Raw genomic sequence first — 17,310 nt, 5'->3', positions numbered from 1 at the left:
CTTCAATGCCCAGCTACGACGGACCGCTTGCTCGTCCTCCTCAGCTGCGGGCCCCTAGAACTCACCCGCGCGCCGTGGAGCAGGACGGTATGCGCACCAACCTCCACCTTCTCCGGGATACACCCGGAGCAGATCGAATTCCTGTTCGACCGACCCCACCGGATAGTGCTCAATTTCGCTTCAACGGCAGGCAGGGTTCAGCCTGCCAGTTCGCCGGAACGGCGATTAGCCCGCCCCGCGGCCGACATATCGGCAACGCGGGCGCCAAGCCTCGGTGGAGTCCCGCCAGATAGACCCTCAGACCTGCCTGGAGCATCCCACACCCCATCTTGCGTGACTATCTGCAACCACTACCCCCCTACGATTACGTTCCGTACACCATTGCCGCCCACCATCTGCCGGTATTCATAACACTATAGGGTAACTTCTCGCGCCTTATGCCACTCGCGCATGGGGGATCAGGGGGCGGGGGGTTACGTGACTACGTTCGCGCCGGGTTCGATCGTGGTGGTCCGGGACGAAGAATGGCTGGTCACAGGGGCCGAGCAGGGCACGGACGGCTGGCGGTTGGACGTGGTCGGCCTCGGCGAGCTCGTGCGGGAGACCACGGCGACCTTCTTCAGCAGGCTCGACCACATCGAGCTGCTGGACCCCCGCGAGGCCGAGCTGCTCCCGGACGGCTCCCCGCGGCACCGGCGCACCCGGCTGTGGCTGGAGGCGACCCTGCGCAGGACGCCGATGCCGGCCGGCGAGACCTCGCTGACCGTCGCCGACGGGATGCTGGCGACGCACCTCGACTACCAGCGGCGGGCGGTCGCGCACGCCTTGTCCCCGGCGAACCTGCGGCCCCGGGTCCTCATCGCGGATGCCGTCGGCCTCGGCAAGACCCTGGAGATCGGGATGCTGCTCGCCGAGCTGACCCGGCGCGGGCGGGCCGACCGGGTGCTGGTGGTGACCCCACGGCACGTTCTCGAACAGATGCAGCACGAACTGTGGTGCCGGTTCGGGCTGCCGCTCGTCCGGCTCGACAGCGACGGTCTGCAGCGGGTACGGCAGAACCTGCCCGCGAGCCGGAATCCGTTCACGTTCTACCGCCGCATCATCGTCTCGATCGACACGTTGAAATCGCCGCGCTACCGGTCCTTTCTGGAGCGGCACCGCTGGGATGTCGTCGTCATCGACGAATCGCACAACCTGACGAACACCGGCACGCTGAACAACGAACTCGCCCGGGTTCTCGCCCCGAACACGGAGGCGCTGGTCCTGGCCTCGGCGACGCCGCACAACGGGAAGAAGGAGTCGTTCGCCGAACTCCTGCGGCTGCTCGACCCGACGGCCGTCGGCCCGGACGGCGAGTACGACGTCGCGGACGTGGAGCGGCTGTTCATCCGCCGGCACCGCCACTCCCCCGAGGTCGCCGCGGAGGTCGGCGCCGACTGGGCGCTGCGTCCCGAGCCCGTGGTGATCCCGGTGGCGGCGTCGCCGGCGGAGGACGCGATCGCCACGGAGATCTCCCGGACCTGGCTGTACCCGCAGGGCCCGTCCCCCGTCGCGGGCCGCGGGTCGGCGCTGTTCCCCTGGACGCTGGCGAAGGCGTTCCTCTCCTCTCCCGCCGCGCTGCTGGAGACGACCGAGGCCCGCCTCAAACGGCTCGCGTCGCGAGGCGGCGGGCACGACGGCGGGAACCACAGCGGGAACGACGGCGGGCACGGCGGCGGCGATCACGACCGGGAGCGGCGGGCCCTCGAGCACCTGCGTGAGCTCACCGAGCTCGCGCTGGCCGGGGAGAGCGCCAAGCTCACCGCGCTCGCCGAGTACCTGCGCACCGTCGGTGTCGGCGCCCGGTCGACGACCCGAGCGGTGCTCTTCGCCGAGCGGGTCGCCACCCTGCGCTGGCTCGCCGGCGAGCTCCCCGATCGGCTGGGCCTCGCCAAGGACCAGATCGCCGTCATGCACGGCGGCCTGCCCGACGTCGAACAGGAGCGGATCGTCGACGACTTCAAGACCACGGCGAGCCCGGTCCGGCTGCTGATCACCGGGGATGTCGCCAGTGAGGGCGTCAACCTGCACGCGCAGTGCCACCACCTGGTCCACGTCGACATCCCGTGGTCGCTGATCAGGATCGAGCAGCGCAACGGGCGCATCGACCGGTACGGGCAGAAGCATCCGCCGCGGATCGCGGCGCTGGCGCTGGTGCCCTCCGACGACCGGTTCAGCGGCGACGTGCGGGTGTTGCAGCGCCTGCTGGCCAAGGAGCATCTCGCCCACACGACGCTGGGTGACGCGGCGACGCTGATGCATCTGCATTCGGCCAGCGGCGAGGAGGACGCGATCCGGGACGCGCTCGCGCGCGGCCAGAACCTGGACGAGGTCGTCCCCGACCCGGGTGCGGGGCAGGGGTCCGAGGAGTTCTTCGGGTTCTTCGACGAGGAGTTCGCCGCCGCCGGCGACGACCTGCCGCCGGCTCCCCCGGACCGGCCCCGCGAATCGCTGTATCCCACCGACGCCGACTTCCTCGCCGACGCGGTCGCCGAGGTCTACGACGATCCCGCCCGCGCGCCGGACGACACCGATCCAGCCCGCGGCGGCGTCGGCTGGAAGGTCTTCCGCGACAAGAATCTGATCGCGCTGCGACCGCCGCGTGACCTGCGGGTGCGCCTCGACGCGCTGCCGGCGTCGTATGTCGCCGAACGCGGGATCCGCGAGCAGCTACTGCTCGCCGTCACACCGTCGGTCGCGTTGGACGGGCTGCGCGCGGCCCGCGAGGGGCAGACGGGCAGCGGCCCGGGACGGCCGGCACTGGTGCCCGCGGCGACGACCGCGGCTGCGACGACCGCGAGCGGGCCGGGGGGCATCACACCGGCGGCTCGCAGGGGGCGTCCGGCGAGGGCCCGCGAGGCCACCGCGCCCACCCCGTCCACGTGGCCGGAGGCGCATTTCCTCTCCCCGCTGCACCCGGTGCTCGACTGGGCCGCGGACAAGGTGCTCGCGGCCGGCGGCCGCAACGAGGTGCCGCTGGTGCGCGGGCCGGTGGACGTCCCGCGGGTGCTGGTGATCGCGACGCTGATGAACCGGCGCGGCCAGGTCGTGACCCGCCAGATGGTCGTCGTCGAGTTCCCGACCGGACGGGCCGACCTGCCGATCGCGCAGGTCGTCGAGGGTCTGGAGCTGTTCGCGGGCACCGGGCTGATCCCCGGGCCCGGCGAGCGGGAGCCGGCGGTGAACCCGGGCGCGGCCGTGGCCACCGACGAGCTGCGCGCGCTGGTGCCGGCCGCGATCGACGCGGCGGCCCGCGACCTCGACCTGGCCGAGGACATCCAGCACTCCGACCTGGAACGGCGGCTGGCGGGCTGGTCGACCCGGCGAACCCGCTGGCGGGAACAAGCGGCGCAGCTCGAACTCGACATGACCGGGCCGGGGCTGGCGAAGGTCCGCCGGCTCTCGAAGCAGGTCAGCCTCGAGGAGGAGATCGCGCGCTCGCTGCGCGCCAGCCAACGGCTGCTGCGCCCGCTCGCCGTCGTGATCCCGGCCGCCACCACCGACGGGGGGAACGTCTGATGCCCAGCTTCGACGCGGTGGTCGTCGGCGAGTCGTGGATCTCCGAGCACTACCTGACCTCGGAGGCGCGCACCGGCAGTTTCCTCGCTGAGGTGCTGGCGCTGCGCGTCCAGTGGAAGGCCGACGAGGACGACGGCCATCCCACCGCGCGCTCGGCGCTGCGCGACGCGGCCACCCCGCTGGCACGGCTGTTCGGCGGGCTGGGCGAACAGCCCGCCGACGAGGACGTCCGCGAGGTGCACCGGGAGATTCGCCGAGCGCTGCGGCTCGACCGGGAACCGACGTCCTGGGTGTCGGACCGGTCCGGGGACGAGGTGCGGCTACCCGCCGCGGTGGTGCACCCCTCCCCCACCGGGACGGCGCTGCTCATCCTGGAGGCCACCCCGGCCGGGGCGGTCGAGGACATCCTGACCACGCCGGACGCGGCCGGGCCGCGGGTCGGGCAGCTCCTCGACCCGGCGGTCGTCGACGGCAAGCCGCAGGCGGCCGTCGCGAAGGTCGTCTCCAGTGTGTTCCTGACCGACGACGCCCCGCCGTTCGTGCTGGTCCAGGCCGGCAGATGGGTGTTGCTCGCCGAGCGCAGCCGGTGGCCGGAGGGGCGCTGGCTCGCCGTCGACCTGGGTGTCGTCGTCGACCGGCGGGACGTCCGGGCGGCCGGCGAGCTGGAGCACGTCGCCGCCATGGTCGGGCCGGATCTGCTGCTGCCCGGCGAGGACGGCGTGGCGCCGTGGCTCGGCCTGCTGGAGAAGTCGGTGCAGCACACCGTCGGCGTCTCCGCGGACCTGCGCGAGGGCGTCCGACTGTCGGTGGAGATCATCGCCAACGAGGTGGTGGCGCGGCGGCGGGCGGCGGGGCTGGACGTCCTCGACGTCGCGAACCTCGGCCGGGACCTGACGCGGCAGTCGCTGCGGTTCCTGTACCGGATCCTGTTCCTGCTGTACGCGGAGGCGTCACCGCAGCTGGAGGTGCTGCCCGTCCAGGCACCCGAGTACCAGGCCGGCTACGGGCTGGACCGGCTGCGCGACCTGATCCTCACCGACCTGTCGTCGGACCGTGCCCGCCGCGGCCGGCACCTGTACGAGTCGCTGCACCGGCTGTTCGTCCTCGTCGACAAGGGCCACACCACGGAGACGGACACGAGTGCGGGCACAGACACGGGCACCGGCACCGATTCGGCGGCGCCGGCCGGGGACGGGCTGGTGTTCCAGCCGCTGCGCTCCGACCTGTTCGCCGCGGACGCCACGGCGCTCATCGACGAGGTCGGCCTCGGCAACGAGGCGCTGCAGCGGGTGCTGCGCCACCTGCTGCTGACCAAGGTGAAGAAGGGCAGCGACCGCGGGTTCATCTCCTACGGCGAACTCGGCATCAACCAGCTCGGCGCCGTCTACGAAGGGCTGATGTCCTGGTCGGGGATCATCGCCGACACCGACCTGTACGAGGTCGCGAAGGGCGGCGACCCCTCCGGCGGAACCTGGCTGCTGCCCGCCGAGCGCGTCAACGAGGTGCCCGCCGACTCGTTCGTCCTCGACCGGGACGAGAACACCGGCGAACCGAAGCCGAGGCTGCACCCGCGCGGGTCGTTCGTGTACCGGCTCGCCGGGCGGGAACGGCAGCAGTCGGCGTCGTACTACACCCCGGAGGTCCTCACCCGCTCCGTCGTCCACCACGCCATCGAGGAACTGCTCGACCAGGACGGGACGAAGACCCGCGCCGCGGACATCCTGGCGATGACCATCTGCGAGCCGGCGCTCGGGTCGGGCGCGTTCGCGATCGAGGCCGTCCGCCAGCTTGCCGCCGCCTACCTGAGCCGGGCCCAGGACGAGCGCGGCGAACGCATCCCCGCCGAGCAGTACCCGGCCGAACTGCAGCGGGTGAAGGCGTATCTGGCGCTGCACCAGGTGTACGGGGTGGACCTGAACGCCACCGCCGTCGAACTCGCCGAAGTCTCCCTGTGGCTCGACACGATGCAGGCCGGCCTCGCCGCCCCCTGGTTCGGCCTGCACCTGCGCCGCGGCAACAGCCTCATCGGCGCCCGCCGCGCCGTCTACGCCCCGGCGCTGCTGAAGAAGAAGGAATGGCTGACCACCGTTCCCACCGACGTCCCCCTGCACGACCCTGAGCTGCCGGCCGGCTCGGTGCCACCGGTCGGCGCCGGCATCCACCACTTCCTGCTGCCGGCGGCGGGCTGGGGCGCGGTCGTCGACACCGCCGAGGCGAAGGCGTACGCACCCGAGGCACGGGAGCGGCTGCGGGCCTGGCGGGCCGGGGTCCTGCGCACCCCCGGCAAGGAGCAGCAGAACCGAATGGCGCGGCTGGCCCAGCGGGTCGAGGTTCTCTGGGAACTGTCGCGGCGCCGCCTGGAGATCGCCGAAGCCGGCATCCGCCGGGCGACACCGGTGTGGGGCGCGGACGGTTCCGCGGAACCGCCCCGCGAGCCGGTGACCCGCGAGCAGGTGGAGCTCGTCCTCAACGACCCGAACAGCGCCTACCGGCGACTGCGGCGCGCGATGGACGCCTGGTGCGCCCTCTGGTCCTGGCCGCTGACCACCGAGATTCCTCCCCCGGACATGGACACCTGGCTCACCGGCCTGGAGGCTCTGCTCGGCAAGGCCACGAAGCCGGGACGGCAGGAAAAGAACGGCCAGTCCACCTTCGCCGACGACCTGTCCTGGGCCGGCCTCGACGACGCCGAGGAACTCGACCTAACCTTCGCCGCCGCGACGCCCGCCGACGAGGCACTACGTGACATCCCCTGGCTTAAGGTCGCGGCTGAGATCTCCGACCGCCAGGGCTTCTTCCACTGGGAACTCGACTTCCCCCAGGTCTTCACCCGCGGCGGCTTCGACCTCCAGGTAGGAAACCCCCCCTGGGTCCGCCCCGACTGGGACGAAGCCGGAATACTTGCCGAATACGACCCGTGGTGGACTCTGGTTCCGACCGCAGCAGAACGCGAAAAGAAAGAACGCCGCAAGAGTAATTTCCATCTAGTTGGCGCCGCGACCTGGTACCTAGACCGGCGCACCGAACAGGCCGGTTATTCTGCCCACCTTGGCAGCGCCGCCGAACGCCCCCGACTCCACGGCCTCCACCCAGACCTCTATCGCTGTTTCATGGATCACACCTGGCGTTCCACGAGCCCTATCGGCATCACTTCCTTGATTCATCCAGAATCTCACTTCATAGAACTACGAGCCTCAAATCTTCGAAGCGAAGCATACACCCGCCTTAGACGTCACTGGCAGTACCGAAATGAACACAAACTCTTCAACGAGATCAACAATACTAGGACGTACGGGATCCATGTCTACGGGTCGCCGCGCCCTAGGGTTGCATTTATTCAGGCCGCCTGGCTATATGATCCGTCAACAGCAGAGAGATCCCTTAGGCACGACGGGTCCGGACCCGAGCCCGGGATCAAGGATGGGGCGGGAAAGTGGGACATTAGCCCCCACTCTCGACGCATCATGAACATCAATTTGGACACCCTCAGGGGGTGGCGAGACCTACTGGAAATCCCGGCGACACCCCCTCACAGTGCCCGCGCAATTTTTCCAGTAAATCAATCTAGCGCAGCCGTTCTCCAAAAAATTTCAGCAGCACCTAGAATTCTTGATGATCAGATCCTATGGACACGCGGATGGGAAGAGGATCGCGATCGCAGAATCGGGAGATTCGAGCGTAGACCAGCGACTCCTTCCGGGTGGGCAGACGTAGTAATTCAAGGTCCTCAATTTAGCGTCGGCGCGCCACTCTCTGCACAGCCAAATAAAACAGCAAAAAGCAACGTCGACTATGAGCACCTAAACCCTGAAAATATCCCCGAAGACTTCATCCCGCGAACAATCTATCAACGTTCCCAACCCGGCCCCGAATTCCACGGGGCCTACCCTCGCTGGAACGGCCGACCAAGTAACGATTTTTATCGCCTTGCATGGCGAAAAAGAGTGGATTCCGCGACCGTTCGAAGTCTACATGCCGCACTAATTCCACCCGGCCCGACACACGTAAATCAAGTACATACATTAACACTTCCAGACATCAAAGATCTTGTAGTTGCTGCCGGGATTAGGTTCGCACTTACATCCGACTTCTTTGTCAAAAGTGCCGGAATTACCGATATGACTGTAAGCGTTTTCTCGAAATTGCCACATATACGAGGACACGCCTTGGAACCCGAGTTGACACTTCGAACACTCCGCTTGAATTGCCTGGTCCGACCGTACGCACCACTATGGAAAGAACTCTATTCACCTGAATGGCAGCAGGATCGATGGGCACCAAAGGTCGGAGTAGTCTGTCGGGAGCGCGCGGAGGTCGGAGAGGTTTCGGTGGAGTGGGGGTTCGGGACTCCGTTGCGGCGGGCAGCGGATCGGCGGCAGGCGCTTGTCGAGATTGACGCGATCGTGGCGGTGATGCTCGGGCTTACCGCCGATGAGCTAGTCACCGTCTACCGGACGCAGTTCCCCGTCCTGCAGGATTACGAGCGCAAGGCGCGGTACGACTCGTTCGGGCGGCAGCTGCCGGCTGACCTCGCCAAGCAGCTCGACAAGGCAACCGCGGCCGGGGAGCGGGTGCACACGCTCAACGGGCCCGACCGCACCTACGTCGGGCCGTTCAGTGGGGTGAACCGGGAGACCGACCTGCGGATCGCGCACGAGCACTTCAGCCGGCTGACCGCCGAGCGGGAAGCGAAGAAGGCGCAGGGCCAGGCAGAGGAGCAGCTGCCCGGATGACCGCTCCGCTGCTGCCGTCGTTGCAGGCGGCTGACCTTCGCCGTGCGCTGACGGACTACCTGGCGACCACCTTCGCGCTGACCGACGACGACGTCCGGGCAGCGCTGACGACGTTCCTCGGTGACCCCGAGGAGGGCATTTTCCGCGGCCCGTATGCCCGCCTACGGCTGCCGTTCCGGCCGGCGGACGGGACGTGGACGGTTCCGCTGGACTGGTGGCCGAAGGACTTCGTCCCGTACGTGCATCAGGCGCAGGCGTTCGAGCGGCTGTCGTCCAAACATGGGCGGCCGCGGCCGACGATCGTCACGACGGGCACCGGGTCGGGTAAGACCGAGGCGTTCCTCGTCCCGATCATCGATCATGCGCTGCGGATGCGGCGGCAGGGGCAGCGCGGGATGAAGGCGCTGATCCTCTACCCGATGAACGCGCTGGCGAATGACCAGGCGGGCCGGCTCGCCGAGATGCTGACCGGTGACCCGCGGCTGGGCGGACTGACCGCCGGCATCTACACCGGTGAGCAGCAGGGCCAGCGCACGCAGGTCAGCCAGGCGGGTCTGATCACCTCGCGGGAGGTGATGCGCTCGGATCCGCCGGACATCCTGCTGACGAACTACAAGATGCTCGACCACCTGCTGCTGCGTGCGAACGACCGCGGCCTGTGGGAGGGCGCGCAGACATCTCTCGCCTACGTGTGTCTGGACGAGTTTCACACCTACGACGGCGCGCAGGGCACCGATGTGGCGATGCTGCTGCGCCGGCTCGGGTCGATGCTGGGCGTGGCCCGCCCCGGCGCTCCGCTGGGTGACTTGGTGCCGGTCGCCACCTCCGCGACCCTCGGCGTAGGCAGGGACGACGCTGAGGACGAGTCGTTCGCCGCGATGCGGGCGTTCGCCGAGACCGTTTTCGGCCGCCCGTTCGAGGCGGACGCGGTGGTCGTCGAGCAGCGGACCGCGCCGGACGACTGGCGTCGCGAGCACGGCCGTCCGACGACTGGGGTGGTGATCCGGCGGCTGCCGGCCACCCGGTCGCTCGCCGAGACCGTCCGGGACGCCGTCGCGGAGGGCCCGGAGCAGGTGGCTGACGCGCTGCTCGGCGCGCTGGTCGCCCGGGACGTCGACGGGTCGGAGTTCTCCGCCGCCGAGATCCGCCGGTTGCGCCGCGGTGACCGGCTGCCCGCTGTCCTGGCGGCGCATCCGCTCACCGAGGGCCTGCTCGCCGCGGCGCTGCGCCCGAAGTCGGTACGGGATCTCGCGGCGACGGTGCTGCCCGACGACACCAGCCCGGGGCGCGCGGACGGGATGGCCGTCGTCGAGGCCTACCTCGGTCTGCTCTCCCAGGCGCGGGCGCGGGCGAACGCCGAACCGGCGGTGGGACGTCGGCTGCTGGGGGTGGACACGCAACTGTGGGTCCGGGAGGTGACCCGCATCGACCGGCGGGTGTCGCCCACGCCGGCGTTCCGCTGGTCGGACGACGGGGCGCAGGCCGACCTCGACCTGTACCTGCCGGCGTTGTACTGCCGGCACTGCGGCCGGGCCGGGTGGGGGGCGCTGCGCACCCTGGTGGGACGGGCGATCGACGCCACGGAGACGACCGTCCGGCGGGCCTCGCGTGCCGGTGACCAGCGGTTCCGTGCGCTGCTGCACGCCCCGGGCGAGGCCGCCGCCGTGCTCGCCGACGCCTCCGACACCCCTGAGACGACCGAAACGGCCGAGACAACCGAGACGACGTCCGTCGAGGGCCTGCTGTGGCTGGACACGTCGACGCTGATCCTCACCGCGCACCCGGCGACCGACGGCGAGCCGGACGAGAGCGCCCACATCCCGGTGCTGACCGCCTGGGAGGACGACACCGCGGCGCGGGCGCAGACCTGCCCGTCGTGCCGCCAGCCGGACGGTATCCGCTTCCTCGGCAGCGGGGTGTCGACGCTGACGTCGGTGTCGCTGTCGGCGCTGTTCGGCTCGGCGTATCTGGACACCGCGGAGAAGAAGACCCTGCTGTTCACCGACAGTGTGCAGGACGCCGCGCACACCGCCGGGTTCGTCCAGGCCCGGTCGCATGCGCTGAGCCTGCGGGCGGCGCTGTTCGACACGATCGAGAGCCGCGGGCCGCTCGCCGTCGCCGACCTGGCCCGGGAGGCGATGGACCGGGCCGGTGACGACCCGGTGCGCCGGTACCGGCTGGTGCCGCCGGCCCTCGCGCAGTGGGCGGGGTTTCAGCGCTACTGGCAGCCGGCGGGCGGTGCGCACGAGCGGGCGCAGGCGCAGCGGCTCGTCGAGCGGCGCCTCGCGTTCGACGCGGCGCTGGAGTTCGGTCTCAACGCCCGCACCGGGCGCACCCTGGAGCTGACCGGCGCGGCCGTCGCCGAGGTCGACACCGGCGGGGCGGACGCGCTGGCCCGGGTGGCGGTGCGGGCGGTCGCGCGGGCCCGTCAGCAGCACTCGCTGTCGGCGGAGAACGACGACGCGCTCGGCGCGGCGCTCGACGATGCCCGGCTGGCCGCGTGGGCGCGCGGGGTGCTCGAACGGGTCCGCGTGCAGGGCGGGATCTGGCATCGCTGGCTGGAGTCGTTCGTCGAGCATGACGGCAACCGCTGGTTCCTCACCGGCGGGCGGCGGGCGGCGCGCGGTGAGGGGCTGCCGGCGTTCCCGCCGGGCCGGCCCGCGCCGACGTTCCCGACGACGGGACGGACATCGACACCGGCGGCGACGTTCGACAGCATCACCGGGGCGTCGTCCTGGTATGCCCGCTGGGCGCAGCGACAGCTGCGGCTCACGGCGCGCGACGGCGGGCTGGTGACCCGGGCGCTGCTCGACGAGATGGCGGACGCCGGCTGGCTGTCGCGGCGGCGCACCGAGACGAACGCGACGGTGTTCCTGCTCGACCCGGCGCAGGTCGTGGTGAGCGCGGCCGACCCCGAACTGCTCGCGGGCGGGGTGCTCGCGCTGCGCTGCGACGTGTGCCAGACGCTCACCCCGGGCACCCGGCGCACCGTCGACGACCTGGCGGACGCCGCCTGCCTGCGCCAGGCGTGCCCGGGGCGGCTGCGCCGGGCCCGGCGCGGCGACGACTACTACCGGCACCTGTACCGCAGCGTCGACATGCGCCGGGTGGTAGCGCACGAGCACACCTCGCTGCTGCCGGACGACGTCCGCCTCGACGTGGAGCGGCAGTTCCGGGAGGGGGGCGGGCCGGCCGTCCCGAACGTGCTGGCGGCGACGCCGACGCTGGAGCTGGGCATCGACATCGGTGACCTGTCGACGGTGATGCTCGGGTCGCTGCCGTGGACGGTCGCCTCCTATGTGCAGCGGGTCGGGCGGGCCGGGCGGTTGACGGGGAACGCGCTGGTTCTGGCCTATGTGAAGGGCCGGGGGCACGACACGCAGCGCCTCGCCGACCCGCTGGCGCTCATCGACGGGGACGTCCGGCCGCCGGCGACCTACCTGGACGCGGTGGAGATCCTGGAACGCCAGTACGTGGCCTGGCTGGTGGACCGGCGTTCCCGCGGCGGCGCGGCGGACCCGGGGACCGCCGCCACGATGTTCCCCGAGGCCGGCTGGGCGCCGGGGACCTGGCTGGGCGACCTGCTCGCCGACGCCCAGGCGAACGCGGCGGCCTACGCCGAGGAGTTCCTGGCCCTGTTCGGCGCCGCGGTGCGCCCCGACACCGCCGCCCACCTGCGCACCTGGGCCGGCGTAGGCCTGACGCCGGGCACAGGCGGGGAGCCGGAGGCGGTCTCCGGGCTGGCGCGGCTGTTGCGGCGGGCGGCCGTCGAGTACCGGCGGGAGGCCGACGAGCTGGGGCACCGGCGCAACGCCCTGCAGGACAGACTGCCCGAGCTGGCCGCCGCCGCGAACCGCCCGACCGCCACCGCCGAGGACGTCACCGACCACCGGCTGGCCCGCGCCGAGCTGCGGTTCCTGCGCGACCGGCGCAGCGCGCTGGCCACCCAGTTCTGGGTCAGCGCGCTGGAGGAACGCGGCGTGCTGCCCAACTACACCCTGCTCGACGACACCGTCACCCTCGACGTCGCCCTGCAGTGGATGGACCAGGACACGCAGGATTACCACGAGGAGCCGCGCACCTACCGGCGGGGCAGCGCGCTCGCGCTCACCGAGTGGGCGCCGGGCGCCACCTTCTACGCCCAGGCGACAGCCGTGCGCATCGACGCCGTCGGCATCGGCAACGACCTCGACGGGCTGCTCCAGACCTGGCGGGTCTGCCCGTCCTGCGGCTGGTCACGGGTGCACCGACACTCGCTGGGCGACGAGCCGGCCGTCCCGGCGACCTGCCCGCGCTGCGGGGACGCCGGGATCACCGACACCGGGCAGGCGCTGCCGGTGCTGCCGCTGGAGAAGGTCTCCGCGCAGGTGTCCCGGGACTCGGCGATCATCTCCGACTCGCACGACGACCGCGAGCGGCTGCCGTTCACCGTCGTCGCCGCCGCCGACGTCGACCCGGAGCAGATCAGCGACGCCTGGCACCTCGACGGCTACCCGTTCGGCGCCGAGTACGTCCGCCAGCTGGAGGTGCGCTGGGTCAACGTGGGGCGCGCCGTCGAGCAGGCGCCGGAACGGATGCTGGCCGGCACCGCGGTGCGGGCGCCGCTGTTCCTGCTCTGCCCCGGCTGCGGGATCGTGCCGGCGGCGCAGCTCGGCGTGCGCGACCCGCAGCAGGCCCGGCACCGGGCCTGGTGCCCGCACCGCACCCGCATCGACGTCCCGTGGACGGAACTGGCACTCGGGCGGTCGCTGCGCACCCAGGGGGTGCGGATCCTGCTGCCACCACAGTTCACCCTGGACCAGTTCGCCGGGCCGTCGTTCCGGGCGGCGCTGCTGCTCGGCCTGCGCGAGCTGCTCGGCGGCGCGCCGGATCATCTCGACGTCCTGGAGGTGCGGATGCCGGTCGGCGGCAGTGAGCGCACGGCCCTGCTGCTGCACGACCGTGTCCCCGGCGGGACGGGCTACCTCGCCGATCTGGCCCGGCCGAGCCGGGTCCGGGAGCTGCTCACCGCGGCCCGGCGCGTGGTCGCCGGGTGCGGGTGCGCCGAGGACGGGCTGCTGGCCTGCTCCCGGTGCCTGCTGCCGTTCAGCCCGCCGGCGCTGGTCGAGCGGACGTCGCGGGCGCGCGCCGAGCAGATGCTCACCGAGGTGCTCGGCGACGGTTGGGAGCCGGTCGGGCTGCGGTCGGTCGCCGACATCCCGCTGCCGTCCCTCGACAGCGCGCTGGAACTGCGGTTCCGGCGGACGTTCACCGACGCGCTGCGTGCCCGCGGGGCGAGCGTGCGGGAGATCCCGCAGCTCACCGGGACGGAGCTGCGGTTCGGCGTGCCGGGCACCGTCCACCGGCGCTGGACGCTGCGGCCGCAGGTCCGTGCCGGTGGCTGCCGGCCCGACTTCGAGCTGCTCTGCGAGGACCCGACGGTGCCCCGCGTCTACGTCTTCACCGACGGCCGGGCCTGGCACGCGACCCCCGCCCACAACCGGATCGCGGACGACGCGGCGAAACGCCGCGCGCTGCGCGAGGCGGGGCATGTGGTGTGGGCGGTCACCGACGACGACGTGGCGGTCTTCGAGGCGCTCGCCCGCAGTGAGCAGGTGACGGCTGCCGGCGCCGCCTGGTACGACGACGCCGTCCGGCGCCGGCTCGTGCAGCATCGCGCCGGGCGGATCCCCGCCGGTTCGGTGTCGGACGGGCTGGCCACCGCGGACGCGGTCACCCAGCTGCTCGACTGGGTGATGGAGCCGCGGCCGGCGGCGTGGCGGGCGCTGGCCGACGGGCTGCCGTTCGCGCTGTTCGACACCCGGCCGGCGCCGGTGGCGAGCCGGTCGGCTCTCGCCGGGCTCGCCGCGGCGGCGCTGGACCCGCACGCGGTTCCGGACGCCGTCGCGGGCCGGGGCGCGGCCGGTGACCTGCAGGGCTGGGTCTGGCGGCGCGACGGGCTGGTGGCGGCCTCGGCCGGCTGGCCGCGGCCGCCACACGACCTCGGCTGCGTCCTCGTCCTCGACGACCGGGACGACGGCCTGGCCACCGAGGGCGGCGTGCGGGCGTGGCGCAGCTGGCTGGCGCTGTCGAACATCCTCGGCCACGCGACCCGCACCGCCCTTCCGATCGCCCTGTCGCAGTGCCAGGACGAGCAGTCGGCGGGTGTCGCCCGGCCGAGCGCCGACGCGGCCGGGGCTGGGACTGCGGCCGGGGCTCGGGCCGGGGCCCGGGCTGGGGCCGACGCGGGTACCGGGGCCGGGGCGGACGGGGAGACCACAGCGGTGACGTCGCGGGAGGACGCGCTCTCACCGCCGTGGGCGGACCTCGTCCTCAACGCGCTCGACGACGCGGAGAAGGCACTGCTGCGCGGGCTGGCCCGGGCCGGCGTGCCGCTGCCCGAGCAGGGCCACGAGACAGCCGGCGGCTTCCCGTTCGACCTCGCCTGGCCGGACGCGCGCGTCGCCGTCCTCGTCCATCCCGAGGACGTCGACGCGGCGCTGCGGGCCGAACTCACCGGCGGCGGATGGCGGATCGCCGACCCCGACCCGGCGCGGGTCGCCGGCCTGCTGGCCACGGCCGGCGGGGGCGGCACAGACGGCGGCGGCACGGACATCCCGGTGGAGGGAACCCGATGAGCAACATCACCATGTCGCGGCAGTTCCGCAGGCGGCTGGACATCGACGGCTCGCTCAAGCAGCGGGCCTGGGACTTCCTGACCAAGCTGATGGCCGATCCGGCCAGCCCCGGCCTGCACATCGAGCCGATCAGGAACTCGGCCGACCCGCGGGTGCGCACGGGGCGGGTCAACGACAACTTCCGCGCCGTCATGTTCCTGGTCGCCGAGACACCGGAGCCGCATTTCGTGCTCGCGGCCGTCGCCAAGCACGACGAGGCGAACGCGCTGGCGCAACGCCTCGTCCTGACCACGAACCCGGTCAGCGGCGTCCTCGAGGTGATCGAGAACGCGGAACCGGTGGTCCTCCCCGGCCCGCGGCCGGTCCACGGGCACGGCACGGCGGGGTGGGTCCCGCAGGGCCCGCTGGCCGGGTTCACCCCGCGTGAGCTCGAGGACCTCGGCCTCTCCGCCACGCTCGCCCGGCGGGCCGTGACCTGCCCGGACGAGGACGCGCTCGTCGCCGCCGCCGGCGACGAACGGGTACCGCCGTGGCAGGCCGACGCGCTGCTCGCCCTCGCCACCGGCACGCCGATCCACGAGATCCACGAACAGCTCGGCCTGGCGGACCCGGAGACCGAGCAGGCCCCCGCGCGCCCCGACCAGGCCGACCAGACGAGGATCGGCGTCGGCATCGGCGCCGGCGTCCCCACCCGGCCTGCCAGCGACGCCGACGTCGCCGCGGCGCTGCGGCGGCCCAGCACGCTGATGGACTTCGTGCGCATCGAGACCGACAGCGAACTGCGGCGGGTCCTCGACGGCAGCTTCGCCGAGTGGCGCGTCTTCCTGCATCCCGAACAGCGCCGGTACGCCTACGTGCGGACCAGCGGCGCCTACCGGCTCTCCGGCGGCGCCGGTACCGGCAAGACCGTCGTCGCGCTGCACCGGGCGCGCAGCCTCGCGACCGCGCCGGCCGCGCCGCGGGTCGTGCTCACCACGTTCACCCGGAACCTGGCCGACAACCTCGCCCAGGACCTGCGGACCCTGGACGCCTCGGTGTGGCAGGGCCGCCTCGGCCAGGCCGGGGTGACCGTCCGCGGGATCGACCAGCTCGCCCTGGACGTCCTCGGTACCGTGCCCGCCGACATCCGGGCCGTCACCGGGGGGGATCTGCTCTCCGCCGGCGCCGTCCCGCGGCCGCTGTCCGACACCGACGAGCGCACCATGTGGACGGACGCGGCCCGCGCCGCCGGGCTCACCGGTGATCTCGCCCGGCCCGCGTTCCTGCGCGGCGAGTACCGGATGGTCGTCCTCGCGAACGACCTGACCACCCGCGCCCAGTACCTGCGGGTGCCCCGACCCGGGCGCGGCACCCGCCTCTCCCGTGCGCAGCGGATGGCGATCTGGGACGCGGTGGAGGCGTACCGCCGCCAGCTCGCGCTGGGCCAGACGGCGAGCTATGCCGAGATCGCCGTTCTCGCCGCCCGCTGCGCCGACGCCTTCGCCGCCGCGGGCGGCCCACGGCCCGCCGACCACGTCGTCGTCGACGAGGCACAGGACCTGCACCCCGGCCACTGGCGGCTGCTGCGCGCCCTCGTCGCCGAAGGCCCCGACGACCTGTTCCTCGCCGAGGACTCCCACCAGCGCATCTACGGGGAGAAGGTCGTCCTCTCCCGCTATGGCATCCAGGTGCGGGGTCGCAGCCGGCGACTGACCCTCAATTACCGGACCACCGCGCAGAACCTGCGGTTCGCGGTCGGCATTCTCGCCGGCGACACGGACGTCACCGATCTGGAAGGCGACGCCGAGGCCACCACCGGCTACCGGTCCGCGATGAGCGGGCCGGCTCCCGTGCTGCGCGCCTGCTCCGGGCTCACCGAGGAACTCGACGTCACCGCCGAAACGCTGCGCGGCTGGTTCGGCCCACCGTCCGGCCCGAACGGCAACGGGTCGAGCTCGGCGGTTGGCACTGGCACTGGCACTGGGGCTGGGACTGGGTCGGACGACGCGCAGGGCAGGGTGGAGGCCGGCAGCGTCGGCGTCCTCACCCGCAGCGCCCGGGAACGCGACATCGTGGCGCAGGGGCTGCGCGACCGCGGGATCGCGGCTCAGGTGATCGCCGGCCATGCCCTGCCCGGCCATGCGGGCGGCCGGGACACCCACCGGTCGGACGCGCCCCGGCTCATGACCATGCACCGCGCCAAGGGACTCGAGTTCAGCCGGGTGGTGCTGTTCGGCATCGACCGCAAAAGCGTTCCGTCCGAACGGGTGCTCGCCACCGAACCCGACGACGAACGGGACGACACCCTCGCCCGCGAGCGCTTCCTGCTCTACGTCGCCGCGTCCCGTGCCCGCGACGCGCTCGTCGTCGTCTGGGCCGGTGACGCCTCGCCGTTCCTCCCCGTCTCACCGTCAGGGGGCTGA

4 protein-coding genes are annotated in these 17,310 nt (G+C 72.2%); all 4 read left to right on the top strand.

Going from position 1 to position 17,310, the window contains the following annotated elements:
• Window positions 1-477 precede the first annotated feature (477 nt).
• From MXD62_RS07250 to MXD62_RS07235, 4 genes are read left to right on the top strand one after another with little or no spacing between them, the layout of a single operon-like run.
• Entirely contained in the window at window positions 478-3,558 is a 3,081-nt protein-coding gene (locus tag MXD62_RS07250) for a helicase-related protein (RefSeq protein ID WP_248828647.1), read from the top strand.
• The gene (locus MXD62_RS07245; RefSeq protein ID WP_248828646.1) at window positions 3,558-8,291 is read left to right on the top strand and encodes a class I SAM-dependent DNA methyltransferase; all 4,734 of its coding nucleotides are present in this window, start codon (window positions 3,558-3,560) and stop codon (window positions 8,289-8,291) included. Before MXD62_RS07250 ends, MXD62_RS07245 begins: the two co-directional genes overlap by 1 nt.
• Window positions 8,288-14,908, top strand: a complete 6,621-nt coding sequence (locus MXD62_RS07240) for a DEAD/DEAH box helicase (protein ID WP_248828645.1) — start codon at window positions 8,288-8,290, stop codon at window positions 14,906-14,908. The genes MXD62_RS07245 and MXD62_RS07240 overlap by 4 nt, the downstream gene beginning before the upstream one ends.
• Window positions 14,905-17,310, top strand: a complete 2,406-nt coding sequence (locus tag MXD62_RS07235) for a 3'-5' exonuclease (protein WP_248828644.1) — start codon at window positions 14,905-14,907, stop codon at window positions 17,308-17,310. Before MXD62_RS07240 ends, MXD62_RS07235 begins: the two co-directional genes overlap by 4 nt.

The organism is Frankia sp. Mgl5, assembly GCF_023242985.1.
Classification (GTDB): domain Bacteria; phylum Actinomycetota; class Actinomycetes; order Frankiales; family Frankiaceae; genus Parafrankia; species Parafrankia soli.
Note: the sequence above shows the minus strand (reverse complement) of the source record. Positions and strands in the feature narration are given on the sequence as shown.